This is a genomic window from Pseudophaeobacter sp. C1-32P7, from assembly GCF_041008775.1.
GTDB classification, from domain to species: Bacteria; Pseudomonadota; Alphaproteobacteria; order Rhodobacterales; family Rhodobacteraceae; genus Phycobacter; species Phycobacter gallaeciensis_A.
In genome coordinates, this window is sequence record NZ_JAXGFR010000003.1 from 1 (window position 1) to 17,524 (window position 17,524).

A 17,524-nucleotide genomic window follows, 5' to 3' on the forward strand; every position below is an offset into this window, starting at 1 on the left:
GCACGTTTGGATCGCTTCATCGCTGAAGCTCGGCTGCCGCCCACGCTTCCCGCTCGGCGGCGGCTTCCACATCATGTCGGGATTGAACCAGATCGTCAGCGATCCGCGCTGACACAGTGCTTCATTGTAAGCCGACCAGTTCGTGGTCTTATACTTCGTAGGGGCCCAACTGCTCATACCTTCCAGCTATCACGCTGGATTCACGCAGTGAATCCCTCACCCGATTTGCGCAACAAGGCCTCCCAGATCTGGTCGACCGGTTCAGAAAACTCATCGTCCTCATCGATAAAGTCCTCAAATTCGTTATCCACCTCATCGAGTTCGAGTTCGACGTTACCGTCGGGAGCACCGCGATTTCGTGAAACTAATTCTGGATCAAAATCGGATCCTGTTTTACCCGAAACGGAGTTTTCTGAGTCATGTTCTATGTATGCTTCGGTAGTTGACGTTTGTTGTCCAACTTCAGGAGGACCCATTCGTATTGGATTTTCGTCGTGTACGTCGTCTCGCGTATCCGTCTCGCGAACCTCGGATCCGAAGACATATAGATCCGGATGAAAACCGTCCCTAATTAAGTCTTCGGGATCAGCCGCGGATTTGGTGGTCCCCGAGTTAGGCTTAGCCTGCTCGACTGCCGGCAAGGGTTCAACTTCGGAAAATTCGGAATCTACTAATGGATTCAAATCTGGATGAACGGTCGTATCGTTCGAGCCTGCCAGTTTGCGTCTCAGTTTCGACAAAAAACCCTTCATCAATCGGCCCTTTTTACAAAAGGCAGAGCACAAAGCGTATTCACCAACTGCATTTGCTCGACACTATTGCACTTCGCCTCACGCAAACGCGGCGCACCGAATACCACTGCGAGCGCCTTGGCGCGTGAGACCGCGACATTGATGCGGTTCAGAGAAAACAGGAACTCCATCCCGCGCGAGGTTTCTTCGGCGGAAGATGCGGTCATGGAAACAAGGCAGACGGGCGCTTCCTGCCCCTGAAACTTGTCCACGGTTCCGACACGAACACCCAAGGGAAGGGCATCCCGCAGAGCGTTTACCTGAGCGTTGTACGGAGCGACGACAATGATGTCCGTCTCGCGCATCGGCCGCGTGCTGCCATCCTTCCCCGTCCAGCTGCTGTCAAGGAGGTCAGTGACGGTTTTGCCAATAGCGGCGACTTCTTCCTGTGCGATCTGTGCATTCCCCTCATGCGGGACCGGCACCCAGAAAGCTCCGGCTTCGGGGAGCGCCGTGCCTGTCACGCACTGGTTAGCCGTATCAGGATGGCTGGTCAGGCGGCCTTCATACACCTGTTCCGAGACAAACCGACAGACCTCCGGATGCATGCGCCGGGATGTGGGAAGGAAGATACCCCGCTCGGCTGGAACCGTCGCATGCTCCCCGAGCATCCAATCTAGGCACGACAGGCTCGCAGGCTCGGGATGCGCCCCCTGGATGACCTGCGGCAACTGGCGCGGGTCGCCCACAAGGACGATGTTTCGCGCGGCGCGACCCATGGCAGCCATGTTTGCCAAGCCAACCTGGCCCGCCTCGTCGACGAACAGCCAGTCAAAAGCCTGCACATTCTCGTCGCGCGAAAAGAACCAAGCGGTGCCGCCCACGACATGGGCGTCTGACAGCGCAGGGTCGTCGTTTGCCTGCGCGCGGGTGATCCCGGAAAATCCATCGAGATACCCATCCTCACCCCCTCCGACCTTGTGCGCCAGTTCGGCGTTTTCCAATGTGATGTCGAGATCGTCATCCTCGAGTGCGAGAAGACAACCCATCAGAACATTTCGGATCGCCTCGTGACTGTTCGAAGCGACTCCAACTCGGAACCCTTGGCGGACAAGGGACAGGATCGCGCGGGCGCTGACATAGGTCTTGCCGGTGCCGGGCGGTCCCTGGATCGGCAGGACCGTTCCATCCATGTCATTCACTACGGCAATAGTACCCGTTACTGGGTCTGCCCCGCCCAAAAGATCGCCCCGTGGGCCAGAACGCAGACGCGGTGCAGCGCGCGACAGTAGGTCATCCACTGCCGTGTACCTGCGTGCGCCGCACTGATCGTCGATCACATCACGCAGAGCATTTGCAATGACGCCCGTCTGGATCGGCCAGTCCGGATGCAGCGTCAGTTGATCTGCCAAGAGGTCGGCTTTGCCTGGACCTGCCTTGACCGTGATCTGACGAGCGCGGCGATCCATGGACTCGATCCCGACAGTAGTAGGAGGGCTGTCAAACACCGGAACCGTCGCTTTCTTGCCGCTCCGCAGTTTCGTTTCCTGTTCGGGATAGGTGTATCGGCGCGCGAAGGATCTCTTGACGGGTTCGACAGGACCCGCTGCCTCAAGCCCGCCAAGCGCATCGAGATCGTCGAGCAGATCATCTTCGTCCTTAGCAGCGCTATCGAACACGGCCCATTGCGCGGGCTTCACCTCACGGCTGTGAAAGACGCCGAGGTTGAACAGCATATCCTGCCGCGCCTCCGGCAAGCCTGATGCTGCCAGCAGGTTGCGCAGAGCTTGCGTGTCGGCATCTTCTTCGACTTCTTTATCGCCTGCATCCGGGGCAAGTGTCGGCCAAGGGCCGGTGGGTCGGATGCCTACCAGCCAGTCGCGCAATTCCTCAGTGGAGATACAGTCGATGCGGTTGTAATCCTCGATCTCGTCCAGAATCTGCTGGTCCTGCGTTTCGCGCCAGCGCTCATAGGCCACGACCGAGCCACCCGCCGTCTTGACCTCGCCGTCGCGCTTGCGGTCGTAAAATGCTTCCATCGATTTGATGGAATAGTTCGGCTCCGATCCGATCAGCCCGCCGCGGACCACGGCGAACAGATCGACGAAGCGCCGTTCCCGGAGCAGCCGGTCGAGGAAAGCCTCACCGATCCCATATTTCGTGGTCAGGCGTTTGAGGGCTGTGATCTCGTAGGGCGCGTAGTGATAGATACGCGCAGTGGGGTATCGCGAAATCCGCGCGCGAAAAAAGGCCAGCAAGTCGGACAATGCCCGCGCTTCTGCGTCGTGGTCATGGGCCCAGAACGCCTTGAACGCCCCGTCGAACCAGATGCCGTGCAGGTATTCGAGGCCGCCCTCGTAGTGTGGATCGCCTTCAATGTCGTAGTACAGGTCGCCCGGCTGCGGTTCCGGCAACAGGTCAAAGCCCTTGCTAGGCTCGGGCGCCCGTAGTTCGAAATCTGGCTCCCCGGTTTTGCGGGCCTGCTGCAGGCGGGCCTGAGCGACCAAACGGGCCTGGGTGTTTTCGGCCATTCCGCGCACTGGGTGATCCAGCATCGAGAGAGCCTCCAATGTGTGAACACCCGCGGCTTCCAACTTCTTCACCTGACCACGGCTGATATTGGCGACATTGAACAAGCTGTCTTCGGTCTGCCAAACGCTTTCGCAATGATCGGCCCAACGGCAAAGACCGCAATCGGCACATGGTATCGGGCGGGTCGGCAGTGGATCGGCAACGAAAGCTTCCAGCCGTTCGCGCGCCATCCGCCCATAGGCAGAGTAGTCAGCCAGGCGCAGCGTCGCGCGCGTGCCGTCGCCCAATTCGACATGCGCAAACTCGGGCACCACCCCCTGAATTTCCGCCAGCAGATCGGAATACAGCACCAGTTGAAGCACATGTTTGGGATCGGCCCGACGTTTCAGCTTGGTGTCGGCCACCTCGTAGCTGAACGATCCAAGCGCCGAGGGTGTCTCGACACGTTCCAGGAAATCGGACCAGCCGCCCCAGTTCCCCGACAGAAACGCGCCCTGAAACACGACGTCCGGACCAGCCGCAAGCGCCGCGCGCGTGGCTTCGCCGTTTTCGCCAAGTTTGCCGCGCTCGATTTCCATGACCGTGCGCCCGGCCTCCTTGAGATGTGCAAGGTGCGCCGCCTCATGCGCATCGCCCTGCTTTTGCAAAAGCGCTGCGTCCTCGGTGTCGTCCCCCGGCTCCGGGCCCGTTCCGCGCATATAGGCCAGATCAAGGGTGGTCGCATGTGCGCAGCCTGTGAAGCGCATGAGATCCGTTGCGGACAAGAATATGCGACCGTCGAGATCCCTCATGGCTACTCCATTACCTATGCAAATCAATCTCCAAGGGAATCACCTCGACAGACCGCAAGGTCATCAATACCGTTCGAGGGTGTCAATTTCTGGCATGGAGATCAAATGTCTTTTGCAAAAGCGCAGGATTTGCTTCGCCTTGCCCAGATGGCGGCTTCTCGCCGGGGAGGTGTCAGCCTTGAGGACATCTGCGCCGAGTTCGATGTGTCGCATCGCACTGCTCAACGGATGACTGAGGCTCTCGAAGCAACTTTCGTGAACGTTTCGACCGCCGACGATGCCGAAAGACGGCGATACTGGCGGATGGACGCACCCTTGCCAGACCGACTGCAGCCCCGACAGGAAACGGCGATCGAGGCGCTAGAAATCGCGGCACGTACCGCGCGCGATGAAGGGCGAATACGGCACTCACGCTCTCTGGAGGATCTCCGCGACGCGTTGCTGGCGCGTTTGAATCCAAGGGACGCGCTTCGGTCGGAAGCCGATGCAGAGGCAGTGCTGGCTGGATTGGGCCAGGTCACGCGCCCAGGCCCGACCGTCACACTGAAGCCTGCCGTGACAGATGCCGTCATCGAAGCCCTGCGCGGTCCCTTCAGGCTGCGCGTCTGCTATGGCGCTCAGGGCGCTGCGCCGCGTGTGATCGAGCCGCATGGCATGCTACTGGGGCACCGCAGCTATCTCGTCGCACGGCAACCTGCGCGTGGAGAAGGCATCCTGAACTTCCGCATGGATCGGATTCATGAAGCGGAGGTTCTGAACGAGAGCTTTCAGCTGGCCTCGGGTTTCTCCCTAGAGACCTATGCCGCTCTGGCGTTTGGTGTCTATCAAGACCCTGAACAATATGGCGAAGTCGTGTGGCGCTTCTCACCGGAAGCCGCTGAGCGTGCCGCCGAATTCCGTTTTCACCCGACCCAAGTTATCGAACCTCAGGACGATGGCAGCCTGATCGTCAGGTTCAAGGCGGCGGGCTGGCTGGAAATGGCATGGCACCTCTATCAATGGGGCGACAAGGTCGACGTGTTGGCGCCCCAAGGCTTGCGCGAATTGATTGCGGGCCACCAGAGGTCGGATTTCGACGCTCTGCCATGACGATATTGAATAGGAATTTACTATGAAAAACGGTCTTGATCATACAGCCCTGAAAGCAAAGCAACGCGCCATTCGCGAAGGCTTCCCCGAGACCATGGGATTGCGCGCCCATCGCGCCATCAGCTGGATCGGCCGTGCTGAGGCTTGCGACGAGGATGATGATGCGCGTTTCATTTTCCTTTGGATCGCATTCAACGCGGCCTACGCCGACGAGCAGGAGTTTCAGGCGGTCGCCCCGGGAGAACGCGCTGCTTTCGTCGAGTACTTTGGTCGGCTCGTGGCGCTTGATCAAGACCACCGCATCTACAAGGCGCTGTGGCAGCAGTTTTCCGGCCCTGTTCGGATGCTCATGGAAAATCGGCACGTCTTCAATCCCTTCTGGCAATACCACAATGGGATTGACGGGTTTGAGGATTGGGAGGAACGCTTCAAGACCTCAGCCCGCGCCTTCGCGCAGTCCTTCCAAACCGGTGACAGTGTACGTGTTCTGAGCTTTGTCTTCGACCGATTGTACGTCCTGCGAAATCAACTCGTCCACGGAGGATCGACCTGGAACAGCGGAGTGAACCGCGCGCAGGTTCGGGACGGCGCGGAAATTCTTGGGTTCCTGATGCCTGTCTTCATCGACATCATGATGGACAACCCAAATGAACACTGGGGCAAGCCATTTTATCCCGTCGTCGAATAGGTTCGAAACGGCCTATGATCATCACGTTTCAATTGGATATGCACGCCCGAGCTTGGTCTCTCATAACAGCATAGTCCGCCATCATCTCGACAACGGCCGATCCGTCTGGCAGCATCTCCAATTCTTCGGCCGCCCTAGACTGAAACTCCCCGCTGTATTCCACGACCGGTGGACATGCAGCCATGCTGCGAGTTTCAAAATCCGCCTTCACGCAGCCGGTCAACCAACTGGCCCCGATCACGAGGACGGCGAGCCGCCGCCTCCAGCATCCTTCGCTGAACTTCATCAGCTTTCTCCCTGGTTTCAAGGCGTTCCGCCAGGCGGCCAGCGCGCTCGCCGGAGCGGCGCAGGGTCAGCAAGAACAGAAGGATCGCAAAAACTGTGACGCCGTAGCGGAGCGCCGCGCGTGCCCATGCCGATCCAACGAGCGAAGCGACAAGCTCACCGATCATCGCCGCCCCCGCTTCCAGTCGTCGAGCCGAGCGTAGATCGTGACCGCGATACCGCCGAGTGCGACGGCGATGAACACCCAGCGCAACGTGTCGAGATACGGCACGAGCGGCAGGATGGCGGTCTGGGTCTCTGCCAGGACGCCTTGCGCCACCTCGACCCCGACTGCGCCCAACGTTGCCACGCCAGCCGCGCCACCGCCCTTCATGGTGCGGCTGGCGGCCAGCACTTCGCGCGCTGGTGGCGTTTCTTCGGCGAAGGCAGTCGCCCGGGCCGGGAACCGCTCGCCCCACTGCCGTGCGGGGCCGAGGTCGACATGGATGAACCCCGAGCGCGGGTAGAAGCCGAAGCCGAGGAAGCCGACTTTCCTTGCCGCCGCTTCGAACGCCACCGGATCATGGTTCGCCATAGCGATGTCGAAGGCCGCGCCGTCCATATGCTTCGAGTGGGTTGCACCGCCAACAGCACGGTTGTGCTCCGGACTGCGATAGGCCGAGCGGACGATCAGCGGCTTGCCCAGCCGATCCCGCAACGCCTGCAGCTTGTCGAGTGCGGGTTCGTTGACAAGCAGCTTGCCGGTGCCGCGGCACGCAATTTCGGCCGGGCTGAAATTCGGCCAGCGCCAGGCTTTCTCCGGCACATCGCGCCAATGGTCGTAAAAGGTCGTCGTCATGGTATCCTCCTGAAACGAAAAGACCCGCCTCGGAGGCGGGTCGATTGGACTGACAGTTTGGAGTGGCGAGCGGCTATGGACCGCCACCGAAGATTTTGAGCTTGATCGCGATGCCCGCGAGCAGCGCCAGCATCACGCCGGTGGTGATCATGCGGACGGCGGTCTGCATCGCGGTGCGGCGCACCAGCCGGACGCAGTCGAGCAATGATCGCAGATCCCGTATATCGAGCGCCGCTTCTTCACCGTCGAGACCAACATCGGCGAGCGCGCGCTTGGCGCCTTTCTCGGCGGCCCGTGCCAGCATCGCCTCGAACTCGGCGTCGGGCATGCGCACGAAACCCTGATCGGATCGGGGTGGTGTCATGAGGTAATCCTCTCTCCGATCAGCCGATCTTGCAGCCCCAAAGGGACGTCTGATCGGCCGCGAAATACCCATCCTGCGAGCGGAAGTACCCCTGGAGTTCAACCGTATCGCCCGCCGTCAGCGACACCATCGTCTGCAACCAGAGCGCCGTGGCTTCCGAGACATGCGCGCCACTGATCTCGCCGTAGGAGCCCCGGATTTCGGTCGCGCCGTTCAGTACGAGCCGCCCGCGCATCCGGGCCGCTGTGCTGGAATTGACCTTGTAGAGCAGCGTCGCGCCGAAGAGGTAGGTGCCGTCCACGGGCGCTGTGAACAGGTTGGTCCCGGCATCAAAGGCAGCCTGATCGTTATAGTCGGTGTTGTTCAGGCCAATTTTCGTCCAGGTGCCGATCCCGACGTAATTGTCGTAGTTCGTGTAGGCCTTGAACCGCGGGAGCCGGGGCTGGTCGACGATGCCATTGGCGTTGTCGACGCTCAGCCCATCGAAAAAGGTGCTGCCGTCGGCCGAGACCGCGATCCGGAACCTGTCCGAGCCGAACAACCCGACCAGCGCCTTCGTGACAAAGCCAGTCTGGAGCGTAAGCCCGAGATCGTCGCCCGCGGCCTCCTTGTTCATGGTGTAGAACAGATCGCCGGTGCCCCCCTCGGCGACGGTCTTCGCCGTCCAGAGCGCGGCGTTCAGCTTGGCCGAGAACGGGTTGGCAGCATCGGCGGTGGTTCCGAGCCCCAGCAGCGCAAGGCTCTGCAGTGCCGTCGGCGTTGTCCCGACCCAGCTGGACCCGTCGTAGACCAGCAGCAGGCCTTCGTCCTCGACCCATGCCCGCCAGCCGGTGCGCGGCGGCAAAAGTAGCCACGCCCCGTCCGTCCAGAGCGCCACATTCAGGTCCCAGCCCGCCCAGTCGCCCGTGCCGCCGCTGGCGACAATGAAGCGGTCGCCATCGGCCGGGCTGCCGGGTGGCGCGGTCAGATCCCGGTCGAGAACGGAGAGATGCACAAGCCCGTCGAGCAGCCGCAATGCCTCGTTGAGGGTGACATGCTTCTGTGCCTGCGCCGCCAGGATGTACGGGAGCAGCAGGTTGGTCGTGGTGTCGGACATAGCGGTCCTCAGAGTTGGAGCGTGATGGTTTTGGCCGCGCCCCGCCCAATGAGGGCGGAGAGCTGGAAGATGCGGATGTCGAGAGTGTCGCCGGGCGCGAACAGCGCACCCCAATCGGCGGTTTGCTGGGCGGCTGTGTAGATCGCGCTGGTGGTGGTCGCGCTCAGCACTCGCTTCACGGTTGCGCCGTCGAGGATCTCGATCTCGTAGGCCTCGGTCTCCTCGACGAGCGGCACGTCGACCGCGCCCCAGTTGTCGGCCGCTAGTGCGCGGGACCGGCGAGTCCAGCGGATGGTCAGATCGCCCGGTGCACGTGGTTTGCGCCATGGCTGCTCGACATGGGCGACTGAGAACGGCCGCAGACCCACGCCAACCGGGTTGAAGGAGGCCGCGACATATGTCTCGTCGCTGACAGACCGGCTTGCAGGACCGATGCGCCAGTTCCACGGCAGGCCGAGATCGGCCTCGGCGATCGGGAGGGACGCAAGGGCCTCGTCAAGTACTACCACCCGAGCGCCTGCAAGAGCCGGATTAGCCATGGCCGTTTCCGTGCCGCGCTGGCCACGAAGCAGGCGCATCATTCGATAACGGCCCGGCGCAATCAGGTCTGCCACGCCGGCCTGCACGATTTCCCACGTGTCGGGTGCGCTCTCGATGGCCAGCGCATTGGCCCCGCCGAACAGCGTCAGGTCGGTGACGCTTTCCAGTGTGCCAGAGAGCAGATCAATCACCAGCGCATTGCCAAGATCGAAGCGCGAGGTCGGGCCCGCGTAGAAATCTGAGACCAGCGTTCCGATCCGGGCACGGCTGTCGAATGTCGTCAGCAACTCGAAGCCATCGGTAGAGGGGCTGCGAAACACCGCCATCTCGCCGGGCCAAGGCACGGCATGTGCTGCAGCGAATGGGCGATGCGCAGGCTGATCTTCGGTCAGCTGCGGCAGGTCCAGCAACACCACCTCTGGTGCCCCGAACACAACGGCTTTTGACAAGGACGATGGTCTTGGCGATCCGGGCGGCAGGTCGTGGGCTTCCCGGTCCTGACGGACCGCTTCGATCCCGCGCGCCTCTGCGTCGGCAATGGAAACGAGCCGCAGGTCGACCAGCCGCCCGTCGTGTTCCAGCGTCACGACATCGGCGGGATCGAGCGCCAGCCGGGAGGGTGGCAAACGTAGCGCTACCGTCTCCCGCCCGGTCCAGGCTTCCATGAGCGCGCGGCGGCAACGGCGCTCGGCCTCCTCAGGCGGAACCGCCATGGGGAAGCTCTCCGAAGCGATCCGCGTCGTGTCGACGGTGATACGGCGCGCCTCGACGAGGGCGGCGTCGTAATCCTCATCTGCACGGGCCACCTGCCACTTCAGCGCCTGTGGTAGTTCGGTTTCCTGCGCGCGTGTCAGCTCCAGCACATCGCCTTCGCGGGCAGCCACCAGATCGTCATGTGATACGTTTGCGACTGCAGCGCCCCCCCGCATGACAAACCGGATCACGCCTTCGGTCTCGACCGCGTCGAAGCCGAAATGACGCGACAGCGTGGTGATTGAGGCGCGCGGGCTTTCCAGCGCACCGATCGCGTAGCCCTCGACCGCGCCCCACAGGCCGGTGACGTCGATCCGGGCTTCTGGCATTCCGGCCCGCAGGCAGAGGTGCCGGACGAGGGCCGCCAGCGACACCGCTCCCAGCCGCCCCGTCAGCCAGTGACCGAGCCGCCAGTTCGCCCCGTCTGTCCAGACGTCGGTTAGCGCCGGAAAGAACGGATACGGTCGCGCGTCCCAGGTCCAGGCGGCGCATTCCGGAACGTGAACCATTCGCCCGCCATAGACGGACGACACTGGGTTGTTCGCGGCATCGCCCCACCAAAGATACGTCGCCTCGAGATAAGCGCGCTGGATCGCGTTATCGCGCCAGCCCCGCGAGAAATGCGGAGTGAAGCTCTCCGATGACTTCGGGTCGAAGAACACGTTGGGCTGGTTGGTGCCACGGTCGATGGCGGGACAACCGAGTTCCGTGAACCAGATGGGTTTCGACTGCGGCACCCATCCCGTTGGGCTTCCGCTCTCCACTCCCCCCGGGCGGTCGTAGTGCGGGTTGGACCACCAAGCCTGCAAATCCTTGTAGCGGAAGACCCATGGCTTGGCCGCAGCGCCGTCTGTGATCGCAGTCCGGATCTGTGCGGACCGGTCAGCGGCCGAATCATAGAACCAGTCGAAGCCTTCGCCGCCCGCGATATTCGCTTGCAGGTAGGCCCGGTCGTAGATGGCGGACCAGCCCACTGCCGCGTCGCAGTGCTCGAACCCGTCCCGCCAGTCCGACAGCGGCATGTAATTGTCGATACCGATGAAATCGATCTCCGGATCGGCCCAGAGCGGATCGAGATGGAAGAACACGTCGCCGCTGCCATCGCCTGGCTGGTGCCCGAAGTATTCCGACCAGTCCGCCGCGTAGCCGATCTTCGTCCCTGACCCGAGGATCGAGCGCACATCCGCGAGCAGATCCCGATAGGCCTGCACCGCCGGATAGGTGGACGCGCCCGAGCGGATCGTCGTCAGGCCCGGCATCTCGGTGCCGATCAGAAAGGCATCGACGCCGCCCGCCGCCGCGCAGAGATGGGCGTAGTGCAGCACCATGCGGCGCAGCCCCCAGTCGCCGGACGCACCGGTCCAGCTGACGCTTTCGCCCGAGATATTGAAACTTCCCGGTGTTGCCCCGCCGAACAGCGCCGCGACTTGGCTTGCGGCCGTGGCGGTCTTGTCCACCGTCCCGGCGTAGCCAGCAGCCGGAGAACAGGTGATCCGCCCCCGCCACGGAAAAGCGGGCTGGCCGGTCTCAGCGGCGTTGTCGGAATACGGGTTCGGCAGCGTGTTGCCGGGCGGGACATCCATCAGGATGAACGGGTAGAAGGTGACGCGCAGCCCGCGCGCCTTCATCTCCTGGATCGCTTGCACCACTGCGAAGTCGGCGGGCGTGCCGCCATAAACCGGGCGATCCTGATCGTCCCGACTGACGAGGAAGGCACTGGCGCGGCTGACGCCATTCACGGACCATGCCGACGGCGTAGTAGTTTTGGCGGTGACCTCGACCCCGGGCCGCACCGTGCAATTGCCTGCCCGCAGATCGTTCCCGAACCAGGCCACCACCAGTGACACGCTCTCGACCTTCGGGGCCATCGCCTGCAGACGGTCCAGCGCCACCACCATGTCAGCGGTATCGGTCAACGCATTGAGGTTCTCGGGCTCGGACGATCCGCCGCTGCCCTTCCTGATGCCCTGCGTTGCATAGGCGAACTCGCCGGATGCCGGGATCATGGTCACAGCCTGCGTGAGACCCTCTGCCGTGTCCGGATCGGCAAGCGGACGGAAGACTTCGAGACTCAGCTGCGGGATGCGATTGCCATAATTGCCGAGCGGCAGGTCCTCGAAGACGACATAGGCCGTGCCGCGATAGGCTGGCGTGTTGGCCGCGCCCATCTTGGCTGTGATGAACGGATCTGCCGCCTGGCTATCATCGCCCGGATACCAGCGCCATGTGACCCCTGCGGTGTCCAGCAGCTTGCCGTCGGCCCAGATGCGGCCGATGCCGGTGATCGGGCCCTCGCAGAGCGCGACCGCGAACGAGGCATAGTACAGATACTCGGTTGTCTTGACCTTGCCGCCACCCCCGCCGCCTTTCCCGCCGCCCTGCGTTGTGGTCTTGGTCTCTTCGCGGAAATCCGTCGCCCAGATGATGTTGCCGCCGATCCGCATCCGGCCGTAAAGGCGCGGGATCACCGCTCCTTCCGTGGCCGAAGTGATGCGCAGGTTGTCCATCCGCGCGCCTTCGATCCTTTGGGTCGGCGCCAGTGACGAGATGATCCAGCTGTCGACGACCGAGCCGATTGTGGAGCCGATGAAGCCACCGATGGTGGCGGCGCTGACGCCGAGGATCGCGCCGCCAATGCTGCCACCAATGGCAGCGCCAGCAGCACCGAGAACGACGGTGGCCATGGGATGATCTCAGCGTTGCGGGAACAGGAAGGCGAAGGCGATGCGCCGCCGCCAGGATTGCGTGAGCGGTTCCTCGATCACGCCGAGCCGCTCGTAGGCGTGGAGGAAGGTGGCGGGGCCGGTCAGGATCCCGACATGCTTGGCGATCGCGCGGGGCTTCATGCGGAGAAGGACCAGCGCACCGGAACCGGCAGCTTCCGTTTTCACCTCGATCATCATGGCGCGCGCGCCTTCGGCCAGAACCTCACGCGGGCCCGTCTCGCCCCAGTCCCTGCTGTAGGGCGGGATCGGGAACGGCTCGGGGCCGACGACCTCGCGCCAGACGCCCCGGGCAAGCCCGAGACAGTCGCAGCCGACGCCCTTGAGGCTCGCCTGGTCGTGGTACGGCGTACCCAGCCAAGCCCGCGCAATGGCGATAACCCTGTCTGGTTCGGCCTGCGTCACAGCACACCTCCTTCGTGGCCACCGTCCTTAGTCGCGTAGCGCAGGATCGTGTCCTGGCCGGGGATGTGCGGGAAGCCGCGGAAGTTGGCGGTGTTTGCGAACTTGGCCCCGCAGGTTTCGATGCGTTTGTCGCAGCCCGCACGGATGGTGAAATCATCACCCTCGGTGATCGCTCGCACCGGCGCCTCGAGCAGGGTCAGCACAGCGATGCCATCAGTCACGTCGTGGCCCAGCACCTCGGTGCGCCTCCCCGCGTTCGCGCCGCTCGTCCAGTCCAGCGTGCCGAAGGTGAACCAACCGGAGGCGAACCCGCGGAGGCCCGAGGCGGTGAAGGCCCGGTCGCGCAGGAGATCGATCACCGCGCCCGTCCCATTGAAGGCCGGGTCCTCCAGGTCGACCCCGCAGCGCGCGTCCCCCAGCGCGGCATCGCAAGTCGCCTGAAACGTCCGCCCGACTGTCTGGCCCAGCACATGCGCGAGGCTGCGCACTTCGGTCACGAAGGCCAGCCGCCCGCGCCGGATCTGGCCGATGGCACCGCGCCGCATCAGCACGCGCTGGCCGGTGTCAGCCCAGTTCACGCGCCAGACCTCGACCTCGGCATTGTCCCAGCGGCCATCGAGGATGTCGGTCTCGGTGATCCGGTCGGAGGTCAGCACGCCCTCGGCGTCCTGCGCATCGACCGAGAGGTCCGAGCCAGAGCGGACTTCTGACGCCGTCAGACCGCTCTCTGGCTCGAAGTTGGTGCCGTCGAAGCTCAGCGTCAGGTCGTGGTCGGTGAAGCCGAAGATTACGCTATCCGCGCGGGCAATCCGCCAGCACCAGGCGAGCGTCGTCGTGCCCTCTTCGAGATGGGCCAGCAGGTCGGGATCGAGGGTCTTCATCGGCGCAGTTCCAGAAGCGGAATGGATGTGATCGAGCCGAGGCGCTCGAGGTCGAGCGTCACGTCGAGCGCGTCGGTGTCGAAGCGGACGGGCACATCGAACTCGAAGCCCGCGGTGATCGCGACGCCGTCCGCAGGCACGCTGTCGAAGGTCACGACGCCGGTGGTCGCGTCGACAGACCAGCCGGCGGGTTGCTCCGCGCCATCGAGGGCAATGCGCACCATGCCCGCCACCGGTTTGGTGATCGTCCGGGTCCAGGTCTGGCTGCCCGAGGCGTAGCGTTTGACCAGCTGGAAAACGGTCGTCGCTCCGTCGCCGGTCCCGATCATCTGGTCGGTTGGCGATGGCGTGCCCGAAGGCAGGCAGGACTTGTGGTCGCCCCAATCCTTGAAACGGAAACCATACAGGCGTCCGTTTCGCGCCTCGAAGAAGGCGACGACCGCCGCCAGATCGTCCGCGCGGCGGATGCCGTAGGCGACATCATAGCGGCGGCGCGAGTTGGCCCAGCTGGCGTTGCGCTCCTCGTCGCCCGAGGCGAGCTCGACGATCTGTGTGCGCCTTTCGGGTCCGCCACGGGCACCCCGGCTGATGTTGTCGGGAAACCGGACTTCGTGAAACGCCATCACATGCCCCTCTGCCCGAGCGACACCGCGCGGGCGATGTCGGCTGCGACCTGCGTGCGCGACTGCCGGAAGCTCTCGGCATCGCGGGCCATGATGGTGACGTTGACGCCGCCGCCTGCTCCGTAGGACTGCGCCTCGCGCCGCGACAGCACGCGCTCGCCGCGCTGCAGGATCGCGGGGACTTCATCGTGGCGCAGCCCCGCCACACCGCCGGAATGCATCCGGGGCGCAGCCGCAAAGGCCATCGCCGGGACCATGCGCGAAGGCCCGCCCGATCCAACCATGCCGCCCGCATGCAGGATGTTCGCGAAGATACCACCCGCACCGCCGAGCGCGCCGGAAAGCGCATTGGCGATCGGCCCCAGGATGAACCGACGCGCCGCCAGCTTCGCGAGATCGGCCAGTAGCGAGGTGACGAGATCGCGGAAATCCAGCTTGCCGGTTTTCACGAACGTAGCCACTGCATTCTCGGCCGATTGGAACGCGCTGACGAGGCTTTGACCGATGTCCCCGCCAATCTCCCGCGCCTTGCTGGCATAGTCGCTGAGCGCTGCAGTGACTGCCTGCCAGCCGGAAACTGCGGCTTCGGTATTTGGTTCGGCGGCGGCCGCTGCAGCCCCGGCCGCTGCGCCTGCACCTGTGGCTGCTTGTCCGGCATCGCCAAGGGCGGTCTCATATCGGTCTGCCGCGTCGGTCGCCTCGGTCAGCGCGTCTGCACCACCCTCATTGCTGCCCCGCACCGCATCATGCAGGGCCTGCCAGCTGGCGAGGGGCGCACGCGCGCCCTCGGCCAGATCCCGCGCCGCACCGCGATAGGTGTTGGCTGTTGCGAGGGCGGTATTGGCCGCCGCGGTGAGCCCGAGATCGGGCGCGGAAAGCGGGTTATCCTCAAAAGCGCGGTCGAAGGCAGTCTGTGCGGCGGTGGTCGCGGCAGTTGCTGCGCCCTCAAAGCGGTTCTCTATCTGGCCCAGCTCGAGATCGGGGATGATCGAGATGCGCCGCTCAGACCCGAGTGCCTCCAGCCCCTGGTTGATCCCACCGATGAATGTGTTGATCCGCGAGACGACGCCGTTCAGCATTGCCTCGACACCGTCGATCAGACTGTTCGCCGCTTGGAACGCCAGATCGCCGATGGCGGCGGGTAGCAGACCCCAGATCGCCTTGATCGCCTCGTAGGCTCCCTCGAAGGTGTTCGCCGCCGTGTTCCCGAAACCGACGACGCTCTCGATGGCGCTCTGCATACCCGACGCCGCATCGGCCTTAAGGTCGAAGAACATCGCCGTGGCGGCTGCACCAGCCGCAGCGGCGCCCATGCGGATCCGCTCCCAGACCTCGACCGCGAGATCCTTCAGGAGTGACATGGCCTCACCAAAGCCGCCCGCGCCGGAGACCAGGCGGGTGAACTGGTAGACGAGCTCGCCCGCGCCGACGATCAACGCGCCGATGCCGGTGCGGATCAGCGCCCCGCGCAGGACGACGAGCGCGGTGGCCAAGCCCCGGACCGAGAGCGCGGCAACCGCCATCCCGGCCACCCAGCGTCCCGCGATGCCGAACTGACAGATGGTCTGACGGACGAGGACAAAGACAAGCTCGGCCGCGCCGCCGCCAAGATGTCGATCCTCGTGAAGGCCCCCGAGCGGATCCGGGCGATCTGCGCCGACATCGCGCAGCACTTCCAGACGAAGGTCCAACCGAACGGTTTCGGGGCTCAGGTGGTCACCTTCGACCGTGAGAGCTGTCTTCTTTACAAGCTGGAACTCGACAAGCACCTGCCACCAGAGACCTCCGACATCGTCATGTCGGTCAACAGCGGCGAGGATGAGTATGCCGCCTACCGGCGCGACAGGGATGCCGAAGAGAAGCTGCTGGACCGGTTCCGTGACCCGAAGGACCCGTTGAAAATTATCATCGTAACGTCGAAGCTGCTGACCGGCTTCGACGCCCCGATTCTGCAGACGATGTACCTGGACAAGCCGTTGCGCGACCACACGCTGCTCCAGGCGATCTGCCGGACGAACCGGCCCTATGGCGTGCAGAAGACCCACGGGCTGATCGTCGATTACCTCGGGATCTTCGACGACGTCGCGCAGGCGCTGAAGTTCGACGAGAAGGGCGTTCAGAAGGCCGTGTCCAACATCGCCGAACTGGCCGCGATGCTGCCGTCCGCGATCCAGAAGTGCCTCGAGTACTTTGCCGGGGTGGACCGAACACTAACCGGCTACGAGGGCTTGATCGCCGCACAGGATTGCCTGCCGAACGACGAGCGACGTGACGCCTTCGCATCGGATTTCAGTGTACTGAGCCGCATCTGGGAGGCGCTATCGCCGGACCCGGTGCTGACGCCCCATGAGAAGGATTACCGCTGGCTGGCGCAGGTCTACGAGTCGCTCAAGCCGTCAACGGGCACTGGGCGGCTGCTCTGGCACCGCCTGGGCGCGAAGACGATCGAGCTGATCCACGAAAATGTCCACGTCGACGCCGTGCGAGACGATCTCGACACCCTGGTGATGGACGCGGAGCTGCTCGAGGCTGTTCTCGGCAACCCGGACCCCGAGAAGAAAGCCAAAGAAATCTCCGTCAAGCTGACGGGGCGGTTGCGCAAACACACCGGAAATCCCCAGTACAAGGCACTAGCCGAGCGTCTGGAAGCACGAATGGTTGGCCGCCAAGGTTAACGATTTCCACAAAGTGTTTCTGAACCGGGTGAGAGACCTCGATGCTGACGAATGGCAGAAGGAGAGAGAAGCAGGCGGCGCATCAGGCCAAGAGGCGACCCAAGTCTAGAGCGGCTTTCTAGACGATGCCTCGTTGGATTTGGGTCCGTTCTTGAGAACGCCACTTGCATCGAAGTGTCCAGCTGCGCCTATGAAAAACCAATTCATTGTCAGATACTTGCAAGCTATTCACCAAATCGGCGCAGTCATCAGGTCCGGAGAATATCGGCCCTGAGAGACCGCTTCCGAGCCACCTGGCGCAGAGGCCAGTGCTCAGCCCCTCCCGCATAACCCTCCGAACCAACGGAAAAATCCGGCCGCAGCCGGATCGGGAGAACGCTTTCGCGGGGGCAGGTGGCGGAGACGAAGGGATTCGAACCCTCGAGACCCTTCCGGGCCTACTCCCTTAGCAGGGGAGCGCCTTCGACCACTCGGCCACGTCTCCGTCGACGCGTATAGCCCAGCAACTAT

The 17,524-nt window shown here is 63.4% G+C and carries 14 protein-coding genes, 1 tRNA gene and 1 pseudogene; 3 read left to right on the forward strand and 13 right to left on the reverse strand.

Features of this window, described 5'->3' with window-relative positions:
* From SM763_RS04960 to SM763_RS04970, 3 genes are all read right to left on the reverse strand, one after another.
* The coding region (locus SM763_RS04960) for a transposase (protein ID WP_368998048.1) at nt 1-177 on the reverse strand (177 nt) is incomplete at its 3' end.
* A 23-nt stretch (nt 178-200) separates the two neighbouring features.
* Nucleotides 201-752, reverse strand: a complete 552-nt coding sequence (locus SM763_RS04965; protein ID WP_368997842.1) for a hypothetical protein — start codon at nt 750-752, stop codon at nt 201-203.
* A complete protein-coding gene (locus SM763_RS04970) occupies nt 752-4,054 on the reverse strand; it encodes a TM0106 family RecB-like putative nuclease (protein WP_368997843.1) in 3,303 nt (1,100 codons plus the stop codon). The genes SM763_RS04965 and SM763_RS04970 overlap by 1 nt, the downstream gene beginning before the upstream one ends.
* Before the next feature lie 105 nt (nt 4,055-4,159).
* On the opposite strand from SM763_RS04970, the gene SM763_RS04975 reads away from it, so the two are divergent.
* Nucleotides 4,160-5,143: a helix-turn-helix transcriptional regulator gene (locus tag SM763_RS04975; protein ID WP_368997844.1), complete on the forward strand. Its 984-nt coding sequence runs from the start codon at nt 4,160-4,162 to the stop codon at nt 5,141-5,143.
* A gap of 22 nt (nt 5,144-5,165) precedes the next feature.
* Nucleotides 5,166-5,831 carry a hypothetical protein gene (locus SM763_RS04980; protein ID WP_368997845.1) on the forward strand — a complete coding sequence of 222 codons (666 nt, stop codon included), beginning with the start codon at nt 5,166-5,168 and terminating at the stop codon, nt 5,829-5,831.
* Between the two features lie 194 nt (nt 5,832-6,025).
* Here the strand turns inward: SM763_RS04980 and SM763_RS04985 are convergent, their stop codons facing one another.
* The 9 genes and pseudogenes from SM763_RS04985 to SM763_RS05025 form a co-directional block, all read right to left on the reverse strand.
* Nucleotides 6,026-6,283: a hypothetical protein gene (locus SM763_RS04985; protein ID WP_368997846.1), complete on the reverse strand. Its 258-nt coding sequence runs from the start codon at nt 6,281-6,283 to the stop codon at nt 6,026-6,028.
* Nucleotides 6,280-6,954: a YcbK family protein gene (locus SM763_RS04990; RefSeq protein ID WP_037207574.1), complete on the reverse strand. Its 675-nt coding sequence runs from the start codon at nt 6,952-6,954 to the stop codon at nt 6,280-6,282. Before SM763_RS04990 ends, SM763_RS04985 begins: the two co-directional genes overlap by 4 nt.
* Before the next feature lie 73 nt (nt 6,955-7,027).
* Nucleotides 7,028-7,318 carry a DUF6127 family protein gene (locus SM763_RS04995; protein ID WP_037207576.1) on the reverse strand — a complete coding sequence of 97 codons (291 nt, stop codon included), beginning with the start codon at nt 7,316-7,318 and terminating at the stop codon, nt 7,028-7,030.
* Nucleotides 7,319-7,337: 19 nt separating this feature from the next.
* Nucleotides 7,338-8,414: a DUF2793 domain-containing protein gene (locus tag SM763_RS05000; protein WP_368997847.1), complete on the reverse strand. Its 1,077-nt coding sequence runs from the start codon at nt 8,412-8,414 to the stop codon at nt 7,338-7,340.
* 8 nt (nt 8,415-8,422) lie between these two features.
* On the reverse strand, nt 8,423-12,391 hold the full coding sequence (locus SM763_RS05005) for a baseplate multidomain protein megatron (protein ID WP_368997848.1): 3,969 nt from the start codon (nt 12,389-12,391) through the stop codon (nt 8,423-8,425).
* A 9-nt stretch (nt 12,392-12,400) separates the two neighbouring features.
* Complete coding sequence (locus SM763_RS05010; RefSeq protein ID WP_368997849.1) at nt 12,401-12,835, reverse strand: NlpC/P60 family protein; 435 nt, start codon at nt 12,833-12,835, stop codon at nt 12,401-12,403.
* Entirely contained in the window at nt 12,832-13,716 is an 885-nt protein-coding gene (locus tag SM763_RS05015; RefSeq protein WP_368997850.1) for a DUF2163 domain-containing protein, read from the reverse strand. The genes SM763_RS05010 and SM763_RS05015 overlap by 4 nt, the downstream gene beginning before the upstream one ends.
* Nucleotides 13,713-14,339 (reverse strand): phage distal tail protein, Rcc01695 family, encoded by a 627-nt coding sequence (locus tag SM763_RS05020; protein WP_368997851.1) that lies wholly within the window; start codon nt 14,337-14,339, stop codon nt 13,713-13,715. The genes SM763_RS05015 and SM763_RS05020 overlap by 4 nt, the downstream gene beginning before the upstream one ends.
* Nucleotides 14,339-15,886, reverse strand: a pseudogene (locus SM763_RS05025) (phage tail tape measure C-terminal domain-containing protein); the annotation flags it as partial. The pseudogene SM763_RS05025 and the gene SM763_RS05020, both read right to left, overlap by 1 nt.
* 63 nt (nt 15,887-15,949) lie before the next feature.
* On the opposite strand from SM763_RS05025, the gene SM763_RS05030 reads away from it, so the two are divergent.
* Nucleotides 15,950-17,014: a type I restriction enzyme subunit R domain-containing protein gene (locus SM763_RS05030; protein ID WP_368997852.1), complete on the forward strand. Its 1,065-nt coding sequence runs from the start codon at nt 15,950-15,952 to the stop codon at nt 17,012-17,014.
* Nucleotides 17,015-17,408: 394 nt separating this feature from the next.
* On the opposite strand, the gene SM763_RS05035 is transcribed toward SM763_RS05030, so the two are convergent.
* Nucleotides 17,409-17,498 (reverse strand) — tRNA-Ser (locus tag SM763_RS05035).
* Nucleotides 17,499-17,524 lie beyond the last annotated feature (26 nt).

Coding starts and splice junctions, on each gene's coding strand:
- SM763_RS04965 (WP_368997842.1), bottom strand. CDS start 752: ATGAAGGGTTTTTTGTCGAAACTGAGACGCAAACTGGCAGGCTCGAAC.
- SM763_RS04970 (WP_368997843.1), bottom strand. CDS start 4,054: ATGAGGGATCTCGACGGTCGCATATTCTTGTCCGCAACGGATCTCATG.
- SM763_RS04975 (WP_368997844.1), top strand. CDS start 4,160: ATGTCTTTTGCAAAAGCGCAGGATTTGCTTCGCCTTGCCCAGATGGCG.
- SM763_RS04980 (WP_368997845.1), top strand. CDS start 5,166: ATGAAAAACGGTCTTGATCATACAGCCCTGAAAGCAAAGCAACGCGCC.
- SM763_RS04985 (WP_368997846.1), bottom strand. CDS start 6,283: ATGATCGGTGAGCTTGTCGCTTCGCTCGTTGGATCGGCATGGGCACGC.
- SM763_RS04990 (WP_037207574.1), bottom strand. CDS start 6,954: ATGACGACGACCTTTTACGACCATTGGCGCGATGTGCCGGAGAAAGCC.
- SM763_RS04995 (WP_037207576.1), bottom strand. CDS start 7,318: ATGACACCACCCCGATCCGATCAGGGTTTCGTGCGCATGCCCGACGCC.
- SM763_RS05000 (WP_368997847.1), bottom strand. CDS start 8,414: ATGTCCGACACCACGACCAACCTGCTGCTCCCGTACATCCTGGCGGCG.
- SM763_RS05005 (WP_368997848.1), bottom strand. CDS start 12,391: ATGGCCACCGTCGTTCTCGGTGCTGCTGGCGCTGCCATTGGTGGCAGC.
- SM763_RS05015 (WP_368997850.1), bottom strand. CDS start 13,716: ATGAAGACCCTCGATCCCGACCTGCTGGCCCATCTCGAAGAGGGCACG.
- SM763_RS05020 (WP_368997851.1), bottom strand. CDS start 14,339: ATGGCGTTTCACGAAGTCCGGTTTCCCGACAACATCAGCCGGGGTGCC.
- SM763_RS05030 (WP_368997852.1), top strand. CDS start 15,950: ATGTCGATCCTCGTGAAGGCCCCCGAGCGGATCCGGGCGATCTGCGCC.